Source organism: Pseudomonas sp. ASL4 (assembly GCF_056680395.1).
This window is the reverse complement of sequence record NZ_CM155280.1, coordinates 1,388,346-1,402,751: the sequence shown is the minus strand read 5'-3', so window position 1 is coordinate 1,402,751 and position 14,406 is coordinate 1,388,346. Positions and strand designations below refer to the sequence as shown.

Below are 14,406 nucleotides of genomic sequence, written 5' to 3'. Positions count from 1 at the left end.
TGGTATTGCGGGGGGCGATCAGTTCGCCTCTAAAAGCGGGTCGAGCGCGCGAACGTGTTCGACCTGCCAGCCAAGCGGAACCACGTCGCCGACCGCGAGCGCAGGATCGAGCTCGGCAATCGGTTGTTTCACGAAGAAGTCGGTCTTGCCGCAGACTTCCAGGCGAACCCGGACGTGGTCGCCCAGATAGATGAATTCCGCCACCCGCCCTGAGAAGCGGTTGACGCAGGACTCGCTCGAACCGTTGAGGCTCACGCGTTCCGGGCGAATCGACAGCGTGACGGGTTCGCCGGTCTTGCCGACGTTGACCGCCAGGGCTTCAACCTTTTCACCGCGCCCGAGTTCGACAATGCAGCGGTCGCCGGTCTGGCTGTGCAAGCGGCCGTTGAGGCGGTTGTTCTCGCCGATGAAGTTGGCGACGAAGGTGTTCTTCGGCTCTTCGTAGAGCGTGCGCGGCGGGGCGATCTGCTGGATTTCGCCCTGGTGGAACACCGCCACACGGTCGGACATGGTCAGGGCTTCGCCCTGGTCGTGGGTCACGTAGACCACGGTCACGCCGAGGCGCTGGTGCAGGTGTTTGATTTCCATCTGCATGTGTTCACGCAGTTGTTTATCCAGCGCACCGAGAGGTTCGTCCATCAGCACCAGTTGCGGCTCGAACACCAAGGCGCGGGCCAGGGCCACACGCTGTTGCTGACCACCGGACAGTTGCGCCGGGTAACGCTGGGCGAAGGCGTCGAGCTGAACCATGCTCAGGACTTTTTTTACCTTGTCGCTGACGTCGCTTTTGTTCAAGCCGCGCACGGTCAGCGGGAATGCGAGGTTCTCGGACACCGTCATGTGTGGGAACAAGGCGTAGTTCTGGAACACCATGCCGATGTCGCGTTTGTGCGGCGGCACGTTGTTGATGGAGCGCCCGGCCAGCAGGATTTCACCGGCAGTCGGGGTTTCGAAACCGGCGAGCATCATCAGACTGGTGGTTTTGCCGGAGCCGGACGGCCCGAGCAACGTGAGGAATTCGCCTTTGCGAATATCCAGGTTGAGGTCTTTGACGATCAGGTTCTCGCCGTCGTAGCTCTTCTGCACTCCACGAAAGCTGACCAGAATGTCATTGGCCCCTGCACTTGAATCGACCTGGCTCATACCCACACCTTTGTTGTTGATGACTGCTTGTGGGCTAAGCCTAGTGGACGCTGGGGACCACGCAAATCGGGGCGCAGGAGAGAATCGCCTCAGCCGGATGGAAGGTTGGGGGTAGGGATTGCCCTACACGGATGGCGGGATTGGATAGAGCAGCGGCGAGTTTCAAGCGGCAAGCCGCAAGAACAGGCAAAAACAGGTTTTCAGGATGTCGCAAATGGACATGTCACCACGATTCCTGTGGGAGCGGGCTTGCTCGCGAAAGCGGTGTATCAGGCAATATTGATGTCGACTGACACGGCCCCTTCGCGAGCAAGCCCGCTCCCACATAGGACTGCGGTGAAGCTCAGAGGAGTTTGTGTTCCATCGCGTACTTCACCAGTTCCGCCAGGGAGGTGATGTTGAGTTTCTGCATCAGCCGCGCCTTGTGGGTGCTGATGGTTTTGCTGCTCAGGGCCAGTTGCTGGGCGATGTCGTTGACGTTCGCGCCCTGGGCCAGACGCTCGAACACCGAAAACTCGCGCTCCGACAATAAGGAGTGCAACGGCCGTGAATCGGTCAGGCCGACTTCGAAAACCATTCGGTCTGCCAGGTCCGGGTCGATGTAACGCCCGCCCGCCGCCACTTTGCGGATTGCCGTCAACAGCAGTGCCGGATCGCTGTCCTTGGTCGCATAGCCGGCAGCGCCGACCTTCAATGCACGGGCGGCCATTTGCGCTTCATCGTGCATCGACAACACCAAAATCGCCGGCGGATTGTTCAGCGCGCGAATCCGTGGAATAGCCTCCAGGCCATTGACCCCGGGCATGGAGATGTCCAGCAACACCACTTCGCAGGGCACATGACGCAAGGTCTCGAGCAGTTGCTCGCCATTACTCGCCTCCCCCACCACCAGCAAGTCCTTGGCCAGGCCGATCAATTGCTTGATGCCTTCGCGGACGATGGTGTGGTCTTCGGCTACCAGTACACGGATCACAAGCTTCTCCATTCTTTTTATTTCAGAGCCAAGATCATTCGCGAGCAAGCCCGCTCCCACAGTGAGCTGGGGGGGTTCAGCTATCTGTGCAACAACACAAATCCCTGTGGGAGCGGGCTTGCTCGCGAAAGCGTCAGCCCAAACACCACAAAACCATCAGGCCTCAGCCACCGGCACACGCACACTCAGTGTCGTGCCCTCCCCCGGCTCACTTTCAAGCGACAACTGCCCGCCCATGATCAACACCCGCTCACGCATACCCACCACGCCAAAGGATGTCGGCCGACCTGTAGCGGGAACAAATCCTACGCCATCATCGCTGACGGTCAGGCACAACTGGTTGCCGTCCAATGCCAATGTCAGTTCGACAGTATGCGCCTGGGCATGGCGCATGACATTGGTCAGTGCTTCCTGAAGAATCCGGAACAAGCCAATCGCCTTGGCATCGCTGAGCACCGGCAGATTCTCCGGCACCTGCACCAGGCACGGGATCTGGGTGCGAGCCTCAAAACGCCGGGCCTGCCATTCAATGGCCGAGGCGATCCCTGCATCGAGAATCGGTGGCCGCAGCGCCGTGGCCACATCACGCACCAGTTGAAACAACTGAGCGATCAGCCGCTTCATGCTGTTCAAGCGTTCGTTCAGCCCCGGATCGAGCTGGGCGTAGGCCAGTTCGCACATGGAGGTTTCCAGTTTCAACACGGTCAACATCTGGCCCAGTTCGTCGTGAACTTCCCGAGCGATGCGGGCCTTTTCCTCTTCCCGCACGCTCTCCAGATGCGCCGACAACTCACGCAGTTGCCCACGGGAGCTGGCCAGTTCCAGTTCAATGCGCTTGCTTTCGCTGATGTCCCAGACGATCCCGTCCCAGACATACGCCCCGCCCTCCAGCCGCCGGGTGATCGCTTTGATCTCGGCCCAGCGCTGTTCACCTGAGCGGGTAAGAATCCGTCCCTGCCAGGACCAGTCGCTGTCGGTGTCCAGCGCGTGATCCTGAGTCCGGTGATAACTGGCCTTGTCGTCCGGGTGCACCAGGCTGCGCAGGCCTTTATCCCGATGGGCCAGGGTCGCTGGCGAGTAGCCGACCAGGCTCTCGCTGCCTTCACTGATGTAGGCAAAGTCGATTTGCCCGGTCACCGGCGCCCGCTCCAGACGAAAGACCAATCCGGGAACGTTGGCGGCGATCCCTTGCAACCGCGCCTCGCTTTCCTGCAACGCGGCCAGCGCCCGACGGCGCTCGGTGACGTCATTGAGGTAGACCACCAAGTACTCGCCGTCGCGAAAACGCAAGAAACTCAGCGAAACGTCCGCCGGCAAAATGCGGCCGTCGGCCCTTACACAATTGGTTTCGAAACTTTGTGGTGCTTCCTCACTGGCCCGCGCGCTTTTCCACAGGTTCAGCCAGCGGTCCATGTGCAGGCCGGGTTCGAAGTCGATCAAGGGACGGTCGATGATCCCGCCCGCCGGATAGCCGAGCATCGATTCGGCGGCGCGATTGGCGTAACGCACGTGGCTGTCCCAGTTGACCCACAGAATGCCGACCGTACTTTGATCAATCGAAAACTGGGTCAACCGAAGGGCTTCTTCACTGGCTTCGCGCAAAGCGATGTCTTCCCGCGCCGCCAGCAGCCGTTGCTCCAGGCTATGTTGCTGACGTCGCTGCCAAAACACGATGGCCATGCTGCTCAGCAGCAACACCGTCAGCAGCAGACAAAGGTTTTGCCAGAACCCCGGGGACTCGGACAACCGCGGGTACTTCGGTTGCAGCCATTGGTTGTGCAGTTGCTCCAGATCCTTGGCCGGAATCGCCCGCAGCGCGTTTTCGACGATACCGGCCAGCTCCGGCCAGTCCCGGCGCGTGGCCACCCGCAGCAGTTGCGGCAAGCCAATGTCGCCCACCACCACCAACCCGGCAAATTCGGGCTCGGCCGACAAGCGCCCCAGTTGCGCCTCATCAATCACCGCGTAAACGGCCTGCTGACTCAACAGCAACTGCAACGCCTGGCGCTCGATCGGTACGCCTTGGAGGTTCAGATGCGGATAATTGCCGCGCAGATAATCGGCCGTGGCACTGGGCATGCGCACGGCGACGCGGGTCTGGCTGTCGAGTTTTTCCAGCTCCACCACGCCGGTGCTCTTCTGGTCACTGACCACCAGTTGCGGCACGCGCATGTACGGATCGGAAAACTGCCAAAGCCGAAGCCCGCTGGGGGTTTGGGTCAGCCCCGGGGCGATATCGACTTCACCGTCGCGCACCGCCGCTTCCAACTGCTCGACGTCGGGGAAGTTGCGCCAGCTGAGTTCGACCTTGAGCGACTTGGCCAGCCATTTCATCAATTCGACGTTAACCCCGGACAAACGCTGCAAGCGCCGATCGTATTGCGCATACGGCGCCTGCAACACCAGCCCGACCCTCAATTCGTTGTGCTGCGCCAACCATTGCTGCTGGGCCGATGACAACTGGGCAACGTGCGCCGGGGACGTGGGCGCCGCCCAACTCATCAAGGGAAACCACAAACAGCCGATAACCCACAGGCAGCGAAAACGCATCATTGAAGTCCCACACACTGACAAATACTGATCAACCCATTAGGCTGCCGGAATAACTTCTGGCCTGGAATATCCGATGCCCCCTGTCTACCGCCTGGCACTGCCAGCATTGTGCCTGTCGCTGATCCTGCCTTGCGCCTTTTCCGTCGAGGCCGCCGACCCTGCACCTGCCGCTGCGGGAAAACCCGCCGAAGCAAAACCGGTCGAGCGTCAGCCGCTGCTTGAGCGTAGTCAGGAAGAAGCGACGGCACTTGAGCGACAACTCCCCGCCCAGGAACAGCAACAACTTCAGGCCGGGGCCGACTCCTTTCTCGCCTTGTGGAAGCCGGCCAATACCGCCGAGCCCAAAGGCGCGGTGATTATCATCCCCGGCGCTGGCGAAACCGTTGACTGGCCGCAAGTCATTAGCCCTTTGCGTAACAAATTGCCGGACGTCGAGTGGAGCAGCCTGAGTATCACCTTGCCCGACCTGCAAAGCGATGCCATTGCGCCACGTATCGTCTCAGCAGCGCCCGCGCCCAAAACGGCTGAAGCCGCCAGCAAAGACTCGACCACCGCCCCGCCTATCGAACAGGCAACCGGTGGCGAAGCGGAGGTTGCAGACAAAGTCATCGCCGAGACCACCGAAGAACAGAGCAAAGCCGACGCCGAGCGAATCTTCGCCCGCATCGACGCTGCCATCGCTTTCGCAGAACAGCAAAGCGCTCGCCGCATTGTGGTGCTGGGGCACGGCACTGGGGCATATTGGGCTGCGCGTTACCTGAGTGAGAAGCAGACGGCACAAGTGGAGAAGTTTGTGATGATTGCGGCGCAGACGCCGGTAACAGGCAAGCCTCCACTGGCCGAGGTGACGCCGACCTTGAAGCTGCCGACCGCCGACCTCTTCTATATGGATAAGCCGCTGGATCGTAGTGCGGCGCTGGAACGCTTGCAGGCCAGCAAACGTTTGAAGACTTCAGCGTTCAGCCAGGTCTCGCTCAAGGCGTTGCCGGGCAACACCAAGGCTGAGCAAGAACAGCTGTTTCGCCGGGTTCGCGGTTGGTTGAATCCACAGCCTTTGGCGAACTGATAGACCGCGTCGCCCCATTCGCGAGCAAGCCCGCTCCCACTCTAGACCGCGTTCATACAAACAACGCCGATCAAATGTGGGAGCGGGCTTGCTCGCGAAGGCGGCATCACTGACAACACAAATATGTGCTGCTAGCGAAAATCCCGCCGCTCCTTGATCAACGTATAGGCATTGTGCAATTCGCGCGTCTTGTCCGTTGCCTCGCGCACCTGCAACGCCGTCGCCCCGGTTCCGGCAATCTTGTCCGGATGATGACGACTGAGCAGACGCCGATAAGCCCGCTTGATCTGCGCCGGCTCACTGGTCGCCGAAACCCCCAGTAGCCGTAAAGCCTCCTGATAAGTCACAGCGTTGCTGAGCTGGCGTTTCTGCGGCTCATAGTCATGGGCCAATGCCAGTACTTGCTGCGGCGTCCAGCCCAACCATTTGCCCCACTGCGCAAGCAACTCTCGCTCACTGGTACCCGCACGACCATCGGCCCAAACCATCCGCCAACAGGCGCGCAAAACGCCTTCAGCGGCATGGGGCTGGGCACTCAAGCGCCGCAAATACCCCCGCAACCGGTCATGCCCCGATTTACCGCGATTGAACGCGGCAATCGCACGGCGTTGCGCCGATTCAGTCATGTCCAGCGAGCGCATCTCCTGACGCGCCTGCTGGATGTGGCCGTCGACCACGCGCCCGTCGATCTTGGCCAACCGACCGAGCAACACAAACAGCAGTTCATCGTTGCGCAACACCGGACGACCGCCGAGTTTTTCCCGCAAATGCCCCCAGCTCTGCAAGTGCATGCGCCGGTCCAGCGCCTGTCCCAACAAGGCGCCGAGCATGGCCCCCGGAATGCTGGCTATGGCAAAGCCCGCTCCGGCTCCGATCAGAGTCCCTGGCCACAACATGTCAGCGTCTCGCTTCTATCAGAGTTTCGGCCTCGGCCAGGCGTTCGTACGTACCGACATCTACCCAATGTCCGTTCAAACGCTCACCCGAGACTTTTCCGGCGGCCATGGCCGTGCGAAACAGTGGCGCCAGCTTGAATGCGCCGGCAGTGCAGCCATCGAACAAGTCGGGGTGCAGCACCGCGATGCCGCTGTAGGTCAGCGTCTTGGCATCCGGCTGGCCATCGCGAACCTGGCCGTCGACCAGCAGGAAGTCCCCGGCCGGGTGATGCGCCGGGTTATCCGCCAGCACCAAGTGAGCCAGCCCGGCAATGGGTTGGCGCAGCGCGTTGAAGTCGTAATCGGTCCAGATATCACCGTTCACCACCACAAACGCCTCGTCACCCAGCAACGGCAACGCGCGGAAAATCCCGCCACCGGTTTCCAGTGGTTCGCCTTCGGGCGAGTACTGAATGCTCAGGCCATAGCGCGAACCATCACCCAGGTAGTCTTCGATCTGCTGACCGAGCCAGGCGTGGTTGATCACGATCTCGGTAAACCCTGCAGCCGCCAGGGCGCGCAGGTGATACTCGATCAACGGCACGCCGCCGGCACGCACCAGCGGTTTTGGCGTGGTCAGGGTCAGCGGGCGCATGCGTTCGCCTTTACCCGCAGCCAGAATCATTGCCTTCATGCAGTGGCTCCGGAACGCAAACTGGCCAGCAACACATCCAACTCCACCAACTCAGGGCGGCGGGCAATCACAGCTTCTATATAAGCAAAGAAGCGTGGCACGTCGGCGAGGTAGCGCGGCTTGCCGTCGCGGTGGCAGATGCGGGCGAAGATGCCGATCACTTTCAGGTGACGTTGCACGCCCATCAGGTCGCTGGCACGCCGAAACTCTTCAAAGTCAGGCTGGACCGGGATGCCCAGCGCGCCGGCCTGTTGCCAGTAATCTTGCTGCCAGGCGAGCACGCGCTCTTCGGGCCAACTGAGGAACGCGTCCTTGAACAAGCAGGTTATGTCGTAGGTGACCGGGCCATAAACCGCGTCCTGAAAGTCCAGCACGCCGGGATTCGGCACGCTGAGCATCAGGTTGCGCGGCATGAAGTCGCGGTGCACCAACACTTTTGGCTGGGCCAGGGCACTGTCAATCAGCAGATCGCTGACTTGCTGCCAGAGCATTTGCTGCGCGGCGTCAAACTCGATGCCCAGCTCTTGTTTCACGTACCACTCGGGGAACAGTTCCAACTCGCGACGCAGCAACGCCACGTCATAACTTGGCAGCGGTGCCACCATCGGCAACTGCTGATAAGCCAGCAACGCCTGCAGGGCATCCTTGAACAAATCGTCGGCGTTTTCGCTGTCGATCACGTCCAGATAAGTCTTATTGCCCAGGTCATTGAGCAAAAGAAAACCGCGCTCGAGGTCCTCGGCATAAATTTTCGGCACATTTATTCCGGATTTCGCCAGCAGAAAAGCAATATCCACGAAGGGTTTGCAGTTTTCCTGGGGGGGCGGAGCGTCCATCACGACGAAACTTCTGCCCTCGCCTTCCCAGCGGAAATAGCGCCGGAAACTCGCGTCGCTACTGGCCGCAGTCAACGTGGCCGGGGGCACGGTGCCCCAACCTTGCGCTGCAAAGAGGGTCGCCAGTTGTTCATCAAGCCAAACTTTCAGGTGTTGCAAGCGTACATCTTGGTCAGGCATTACAAGGGTCTCCGACGGCGCTAGCCGTCAAGCGGGTCATGCTTTATTATCCAGCATCTTTTTCAGACCATCGAGAGGCGTGCGGCCCACACCGCGGGCAGATGGCACGCAGGAAGCCCGGACTAATAAGATGGCATTGAAATCCCCCGCGTTTCGTAAAAAATTTCCGTTGTTGGTTACCGGCAGTTTGCTGGCCCTGCAACCCCTAGCCACTTCCTACGTGGTCGCCGCGGAACAGTATGACTGCTCAGTCTCTGCTTCGGGTGCCTGGAACTGTGCGCCAAAGTCGCCGGTAGCAGCATTGCCGCCGCGGCCCGTCCATGACGGCAGCGCAGTCACCGCCACGGGCGAAGCCCCGGCTGAGACCAGTTCCGGCAACGTCGCCCAAGACACCGGCACCAAGCCGATGCTGGTGACCGAAGCCAAGGGCCGTGGCCTGAAGTCCCGTAGCGCAGACTACAGTCACCTCGACTGGGTTCCGCGTGAGAACCTCACTGCTGCGCAGTTGGCCGAAACCGGTCCTTACTGCTCTGGTTCCTATATCGAACCAATTCGTCCTGGCATGAATGACAAGACGAATAAAAGTGACGCACCGACCTTTATCGGCGCCAAGGCTTCTCGCTATAACACCGAAAGTCAGGTCGGTACGCTGGCCGGTGACGTGGTATTGCGTCAGGGCAGCATGCAGGCCGAAGCCGACGAAGCCAGCCTGTACCAGGCCGAGAGTCGTGGCGAACTGAACGGCAACGTCCGCGTTCGCGACAACGGCGCACTGATCGTGGGCGACCACGCCGAAGTTCAACTCGACACCGGTGAAGCCAAGGTCGATAACGCCGAATACGTGATGCACAAATCCCGTATCCGCGGTAACGCGCTTTACGCCAAACGTGCCGAGAACGCGATCATCCGCCTCAAGGATGGTACGTACACCACGTGCGAGCCGAACAGCAACGCCTGGCAGCTCAAGGGCAACAACGTCACCTTGAACCCGGCCACCGGTTTCGGTACCGCGACCAACGTGACGCTGCGGGTCAAGGACATTCCTGTCCTGTACACGCCGTACATTTACTTCCCGATCGACAATCGTCGCCAGTCAGGTTTCCTGCCGCCGACCATCGGCACCGGCAGCGACACTGGCTTCATGTTGGTCACCCCGTACTACTTCAACCTGGCACCGAACTACGATGCCACGTTGTACCCGCGCTACATGAGCAAGCGCGGCATGTTGATGGAAGGCGAGTTCCGTTACCTGACCAAGTCCAGCGAAGGTCAGTTCGGCGCCGCGTACCTCAACGACGAAGACACCGAGCGCAGCAAGCAGTCCGATTACGAAAAAACCCGCTACATGTACAACTGGCAGCACAAGGGTGGTCTCGACTCGCGCACTTATACGCAGGTCGACTACACCAAGATCAGCGATCCGTATTACTTCCAGGATCTGCAGACTGACCAGATTGGCGTGAAAAGCGCGGATTACGTGAATCAGCAGGCTTCCATTTCGTACCGTGGCGACAACTACACGGCACGTTTGAATGCTCAGGCTTATCAGCTGGCGACCGTTTCGAACATCACGCCGTATGATCGTTTGCCACAGATCACCTTCGACGGTGCGCTGCCTTATCACCCAGAAGGTTTGAATTTCTCGTATAACACCGAACTCGTGCGGTTCGACCGTGATCTGCAAAACGGCAACTTCTCCGATGAAAACGGGAACATTACTCCACGCCTGGATAACAACGTTCAAGGGCTGGCTCGCGCCACCGGCGATCGTCTAAACCTGGCACCAGCCGTTAGCCTGCCGCTGAACTGGACTTATGGCTTCCTGAAGCCAACGCTCAAGTATCAATACACTCAGTACCAGCTGGATCTGGACGGTACAGGTAAAGACCAGATCGTCGCTCAACAGGCAGCAGCCGCAACGGCCGGAACCGAGTACATCGGCGGTAAGTTCGGCAGCAACCAGAACCGTGGGGTGCCAATTGCGAGCATCGACAGCGGCCTGTACTTCGATCGTAATACCCAGTGGTTCGGCAAGAACTATCGCCAGACCCTCGAACCGCGCCTGTACTACCTCTATGTTCCTGAGGTCAATCAGGAAGACATCCCGGTATTCGACACCAGCGAAAACACCTTCAACTACGCGTCGCTGTTCCGCGACAACCGTTTCTCCGGCTCCGACCGTGTTGGCGACGAGAACAAACTGTCGCTGGGCGTGACCAACCGCTGGATCGAAGACAACGGTTTTGAGCGTCAACGCGTCAGCGTTGGTCAAGCCGTCTACTTCAAGGACCGCGAAGTCCAGTTACCGGGTATCGACCCGAAAACCCGTCAGGACGCGCACTCCAACGTTTCGCCTTATGCGCTGGAATACGAATATCGCTGGAACCGCGATTGGCGCACCACGGCCGATTACAACTGGGACCCGGACAGCCGCAGTCCTCGTTCGGGCAGTGCGATGTTCCACTACCAGCCTGAAGACAACCCGAACAAGATCATCAACGCTGGTTATCGCTATCGCAATGACCAGGTCCGTTTCGACCAGACTACCGGTAAATGGACAGTGGGCGGCGGTGACTACGGCACTCCAGGCCAACCTGGCTACGTGAAGGACTACTACAAGATCAAACAGCACGACTTCTCGGTGATGTGGCCGATCGTGCCGCAATGGAACGCCATCAGCCGTTGGCAGTACGACTACAACCGCAACCGTACCCTGGAAGCCTTCGGTGGTTTCGAGTACGACAACTGCTGCTGGAAACTGCGCCTGATCAACCGTTACTGGGTTTCCTATGACGAGTTCAGTCAAGAAGCCCCGCAAAACGAAAAAGGCGACCATGGCGTCTTCCTCCAAATTGTTCTGAAGGGACTCGGCGGCCTCACCGGCGCCAAAGTAGAGAGCTTCCTCGACAAAGGCATTCAAGGTTATCGTGAACGTGAAGACCAAGCTTTCTGATTGTCTGCGCCCGCTGATGCTGGGCGCGCTGTTCCTGGGTACCGCAGCTAACGCTGCGGTGCAGTCCATCGATAAAGTGGTGGCCATCGTCGACAACGACGTGGTCATGCAGAGCCAACTGGACCAACGCGTCCACGAAGTTCAGCAAACCATCGCCAAACGCGGCGCTGCCGTACCGCCGACCAGCGTGCTGGACCAGCAGGTACTGGAGCGCCTGATCGTCGAAAACCTGCAATTGCAGATCGGCGACCGTTCCGGTATCCGCATTACCGATGAAGAACTGAACCAGGCCGTCGGCACTATTGCCCAGCGCAATAACATGTCGCTCGAGCAATTCCGCGCTGCTCTGGCTCACGACGGTCTGTCTTATGACGACGCCCGTGACCAGATTCGCCGTGAAATGATCATCAGCCGTGTGCGCCAGCGTCGTGTGGCCGAGCGCATCCAGGTGTCCGAGCAGGAAGTGAAGAACTTCCTCGCCTCCGACCTGGGCAAAATGCAGCTGTCCGAAGAGTTCCACCTGGCCAACATCCTGATTCCTACGCCGGAAAGCGCCAACTCCGACGCCATTCAGAATGCTGCCAAACAAGCGGACGCGGTTTACCAGCAACTCAAGCAAGGCGCTGACTTCGGTCAGTTGGCTATCGCCAAATCCGCCAGCGAAACCGCACTGGAAGGCGGCGACATGGGCTGGCGTAAAGCCGCTCAATTGCCACCTCCGTTCGATCGCATGCTGAGCACCATGGCCATCGGCGACGTGACCCAGCCAATGCGTACTCCCGGCGGCTTCATTATTTTGAAGATCCTCGAGAAACGTGGCGGCGAGACCCAGATGCGCGACGAAGTGCATGTGCGTCACATCCTGGTCAAACCGAGCCCGATTCGCGACGAAGAAAAAACCAAGGCGCTGGTTCAGTCGCTCTACACCCGTATCGAAGCGGGCGAAGACTTTGCCGAACTGGCGAAAAGCTACTCGGAAGATCCGGGTTCCGCCCTCAACGGCGGCGACATGAACTGGATCGACCCGAACGCCGTGGTTCCTGAATTCCGCGAAGTGATGGCCAAGTCCCCGCAAGGTCAGCTGTCCAAGCCGTTCAAGACTCAATATGGCTGGCACATTCTGGAAGTCCTTGGCCGTCGCGCCACAGACAGCACTGCCCAGGCCCGCGAACAGCAAGCAATGACCGTACTGCGTAACCGCAAATACGACGAAGAGCTGCAAACCTGGCTGCGTCAGATCCGTGACGAAGCGTACGTAGAGATCAAACTCCCTGGTGCAGACCAGGCAGCGCAGTGAAACCCAAGCGTTTCGCGCTGACCCCCGGCGAGCCGGCCGGCATAGGTCCTGACCTGTGCCTGCTGCTTGCCTCGCAAGCCCAGCCACACCCCCTGATTGCCATTACCAGCCGCGACCTGCTCATCGAGCGGGCCGCGCAGCTGGGCGTGGCCGTCGACCTGCTGCCGGTCACACCGGATAACTGGCCGGACGTTCCTGCTCCGGCCAACAGCTTGTATGTCTGGGATACACCGCTCAACGCCAAGGTCACCGCCGGGCAACTGGACAAAGCCAATGCCGCTTTCGTCCTGGAAACCCTGACGCGCGCAGGCCAAGGCTGCATGGACGGGCATTTCGCCGGGATGATCACCGCGCCAGTGCACAAGGGCGTGATCAATGAATCCGGGATCGCCTTTTCCGGGCATACGGAATTTCTCGCCGACCTGACCCATACCGCACAAGTGGTGATGATGCTCGCTACACGCGGATTGCGCGTGGCGCTGGTCACCACTCACCTGCCGCTTCGCGAGATTGCCGACGCAATCACCCCGGAGCGCCTGGAGCGGGTTACGCGGATTCTGCACGCCGACCTGCAAGAAAAATTCGGCATCGCCCAGCCACGTATCCTGGTGTGTGGGCTCAACCCCCACGCCGGTGAAGGCGGACACCTGGGCCATGAAGAAATCGACATCATCGAACCCACATTAGAGCGCCTGCGCGGCGAGGGCATGGACCTTCGCGGCCCCTTGCCCGCCGACACTCTGTTTACCCCCAAATATCTGGAGCACTGCGACGCAGTGCTGGCGATGTACCACGACCAGGGCCTGCCGGTGCTGAAGTACAAAGGCTTCGGCGCGGCAGTCAACGTGACCCTCGGCTTGCCGATCATCCGCACATCGGTGGACCACGGCACTGCCCTGGACCTGGCCGGTAGCGGAAAAATCGACACCGGCAGCCTGCAAGTCGCCCTGGAAACCGCCTACCAGATGGCCGAGACCCGTTTATGACCGAGCACTACCAACACAAGGCGCGCAAACGCTTTGGCCAGAACTTCCTGCACGATGCCGGCGTTATCGATCGCATCCTGCGCGCCATCCGCGCCAAGCCTGAAGACCACCTGCTGGAAATTGGCCCGGGCCAAGGCGCACTGACACAAGGCCTGCTCAACAGCGGCGCACAGTTGGACGTGGTGGAGTTGGACAAGGACCTGATCCCGATCCTCAACCAGCAATTCGCTGGCATGAGCAACTTCAACCTGCACCAGGGCGACGCGCTGAAGTTCGACTTCAACAGCCTGAACGCCGCGCCGAACAGCCTGCGTGTGGTCGGCAACCTGCCGTACAACATCTCTACGCCGCTGATTTTTCACCTGCTGAACAACGCCGGCATCATTCGCGACATGCACTTCATGCTGCAAAAGGAAGTGGTCGAGCGTCTGGCAGCAGGCCCTGGCGGTGGTGACTGGGGTCGCCTGTCGATCATGGTTCAGTACCACTGCCGGGTTGAGCATCTGTTCAACGTTGGCCCGGGTGCGTTCAATCCGCCGCCGAAAGTCGACTCGGCCATCGTACGCCTGGTGCCTCACGCGGTACTGCCGCACCCGGCCAAGGATCACAAGCTGCTGGAGCGCGTCGTGCGCGAAGCCTTCAACCAGCGCCGCAAGACCCTGCGCAACACCCTCAAGTTGCTGCTGAGCAATGACGAGATCGAAGCCGCCGGTGTCGATGGCAGCCTGCGTCCCGAGCAACTCGACCTGGCCGCCTTCGTGCGCCTGGCCGACAAGCTCAGCGAACAAGTCCTACAGGCGCCCGCCGCCGACTGACAGGCGATGAGCGTTATCGGGTAGGACGCCAGACG

11 protein-coding genes are annotated in these 14,406 nt (G+C 60.1%); 5 read left to right on the top strand and 6 right to left on the bottom strand.

The window, feature by feature from the left end:
• Positions 1–18 precede the first annotated feature (18 nt).
• The 3 genes from AC1MEW_RS06205 to AC1MEW_RS06195 all read right to left on the bottom strand — a co-directional run bounded on the left by AC1MEW_RS06205 (position 19) and on the right by AC1MEW_RS06195 (position 4,669).
• On the bottom strand, positions 19–1,143 hold the full coding sequence (locus AC1MEW_RS06205; protein WP_201256351.1) for an ABC transporter ATP-binding protein: 1,125 nt from the start codon (positions 1,141–1,143) through the stop codon (positions 19–21).
• A 343-nt stretch (positions 1,144–1,486) separates the two neighbouring features.
• Complete coding sequence (locus tag AC1MEW_RS06200; RefSeq protein ID WP_175479186.1) at positions 1,487–2,128, bottom strand: response regulator; 642 nt, start codon at positions 2,126–2,128, stop codon at positions 1,487–1,489.
• Positions 2,129–2,272: 144 nt separating this feature from the next.
• Positions 2,273–4,669, bottom strand: coding sequence for a PAS domain-containing sensor histidine kinase (locus AC1MEW_RS06195; RefSeq protein WP_201198250.1), 2,397 nt, complete (start codon positions 4,667–4,669; stop codon positions 2,273–2,275).
• A 73-nt stretch (positions 4,670–4,742) separates the two neighbouring features.
• On the opposite strand from AC1MEW_RS06195, the gene AC1MEW_RS06190 reads away from it, so the two are divergent.
• Positions 4,743–5,735, top strand: coding sequence for an alpha/beta hydrolase family protein (locus AC1MEW_RS06190; protein ID WP_201198251.1), 993 nt, complete (start codon positions 4,743–4,745; stop codon positions 5,733–5,735).
• Positions 5,736–5,866: 131 nt separating this feature from the next.
• Here AC1MEW_RS06190 and AC1MEW_RS06185 read toward each other — a convergent pair whose 3' ends face one another.
• The 3 genes from AC1MEW_RS06185 to AC1MEW_RS06175 are packed head-to-tail and all read right to left on the bottom strand — an operon-like array spanning position 5,867 to position 8,320.
• On the bottom strand, positions 5,867–6,631 hold the full coding sequence (locus tag AC1MEW_RS06185) for a TerB family tellurite resistance protein (protein ID WP_201198252.1): 765 nt from the start codon (positions 6,629–6,631) through the stop codon (positions 5,867–5,869).
• A gap of 1 nt (position 6,632) precedes the next feature.
• The gene (murU, locus tag AC1MEW_RS06180) at positions 6,633–7,304 is read right to left on the bottom strand and encodes an N-acetylmuramate alpha-1-phosphate uridylyltransferase MurU (protein ID WP_480425709.1); all 672 of its coding nucleotides are present in this window, start codon (positions 7,302–7,304) and stop codon (positions 6,633–6,635) included.
• Positions 7,301–8,320 (bottom strand): aminoglycoside phosphotransferase family protein, encoded by a 1,020-nt coding sequence (locus tag AC1MEW_RS06175; protein WP_201198254.1) that lies wholly within the window; start codon positions 8,318–8,320, stop codon positions 7,301–7,303. The genes murU and AC1MEW_RS06175 overlap by 4 nt, the downstream gene beginning before the upstream one ends.
• A 130-nt stretch (positions 8,321–8,450) precedes the next feature.
• Between AC1MEW_RS06175 and AC1MEW_RS06170 the strand changes: the two genes are divergently transcribed.
• From AC1MEW_RS06170 to rsmA, 4 genes are read left to right on the top strand one after another with little or no spacing between them, the layout of a single operon-like run.
• Complete coding sequence (locus AC1MEW_RS06170) at positions 8,451–11,273, top strand: LPS-assembly protein LptD (RefSeq protein ID WP_480425707.1); 2,823 nt, start codon at positions 8,451–8,453, stop codon at positions 11,271–11,273.
• Entirely contained in the window at positions 11,248–12,570 is a 1,323-nt protein-coding gene (gene surA / locus AC1MEW_RS06165; RefSeq protein WP_201198256.1) for a peptidylprolyl isomerase SurA, read from the top strand. Before AC1MEW_RS06170 ends, surA begins: the two co-directional genes overlap by 26 nt.
• Positions 12,567–13,556 (top strand): 4-hydroxythreonine-4-phosphate dehydrogenase PdxA, encoded by a 990-nt coding sequence (gene pdxA / locus AC1MEW_RS06160; RefSeq protein WP_201198257.1) that lies wholly within the window; start codon positions 12,567–12,569, stop codon positions 13,554–13,556. Before surA ends, pdxA begins: the two co-directional genes overlap by 4 nt.
• Complete coding sequence (gene rsmA, locus AC1MEW_RS06155; RefSeq protein WP_480425705.1) at positions 13,553–14,371, top strand: 16S rRNA (adenine(1518)-N(6)/adenine(1519)-N(6))-dimethyltransferase RsmA; 819 nt, start codon at positions 13,553–13,555, stop codon at positions 14,369–14,371. Before pdxA ends, rsmA begins: the two co-directional genes overlap by 4 nt.
• The last annotated feature ends 35 nt before the right edge of the window (positions 14,372–14,406 follow it).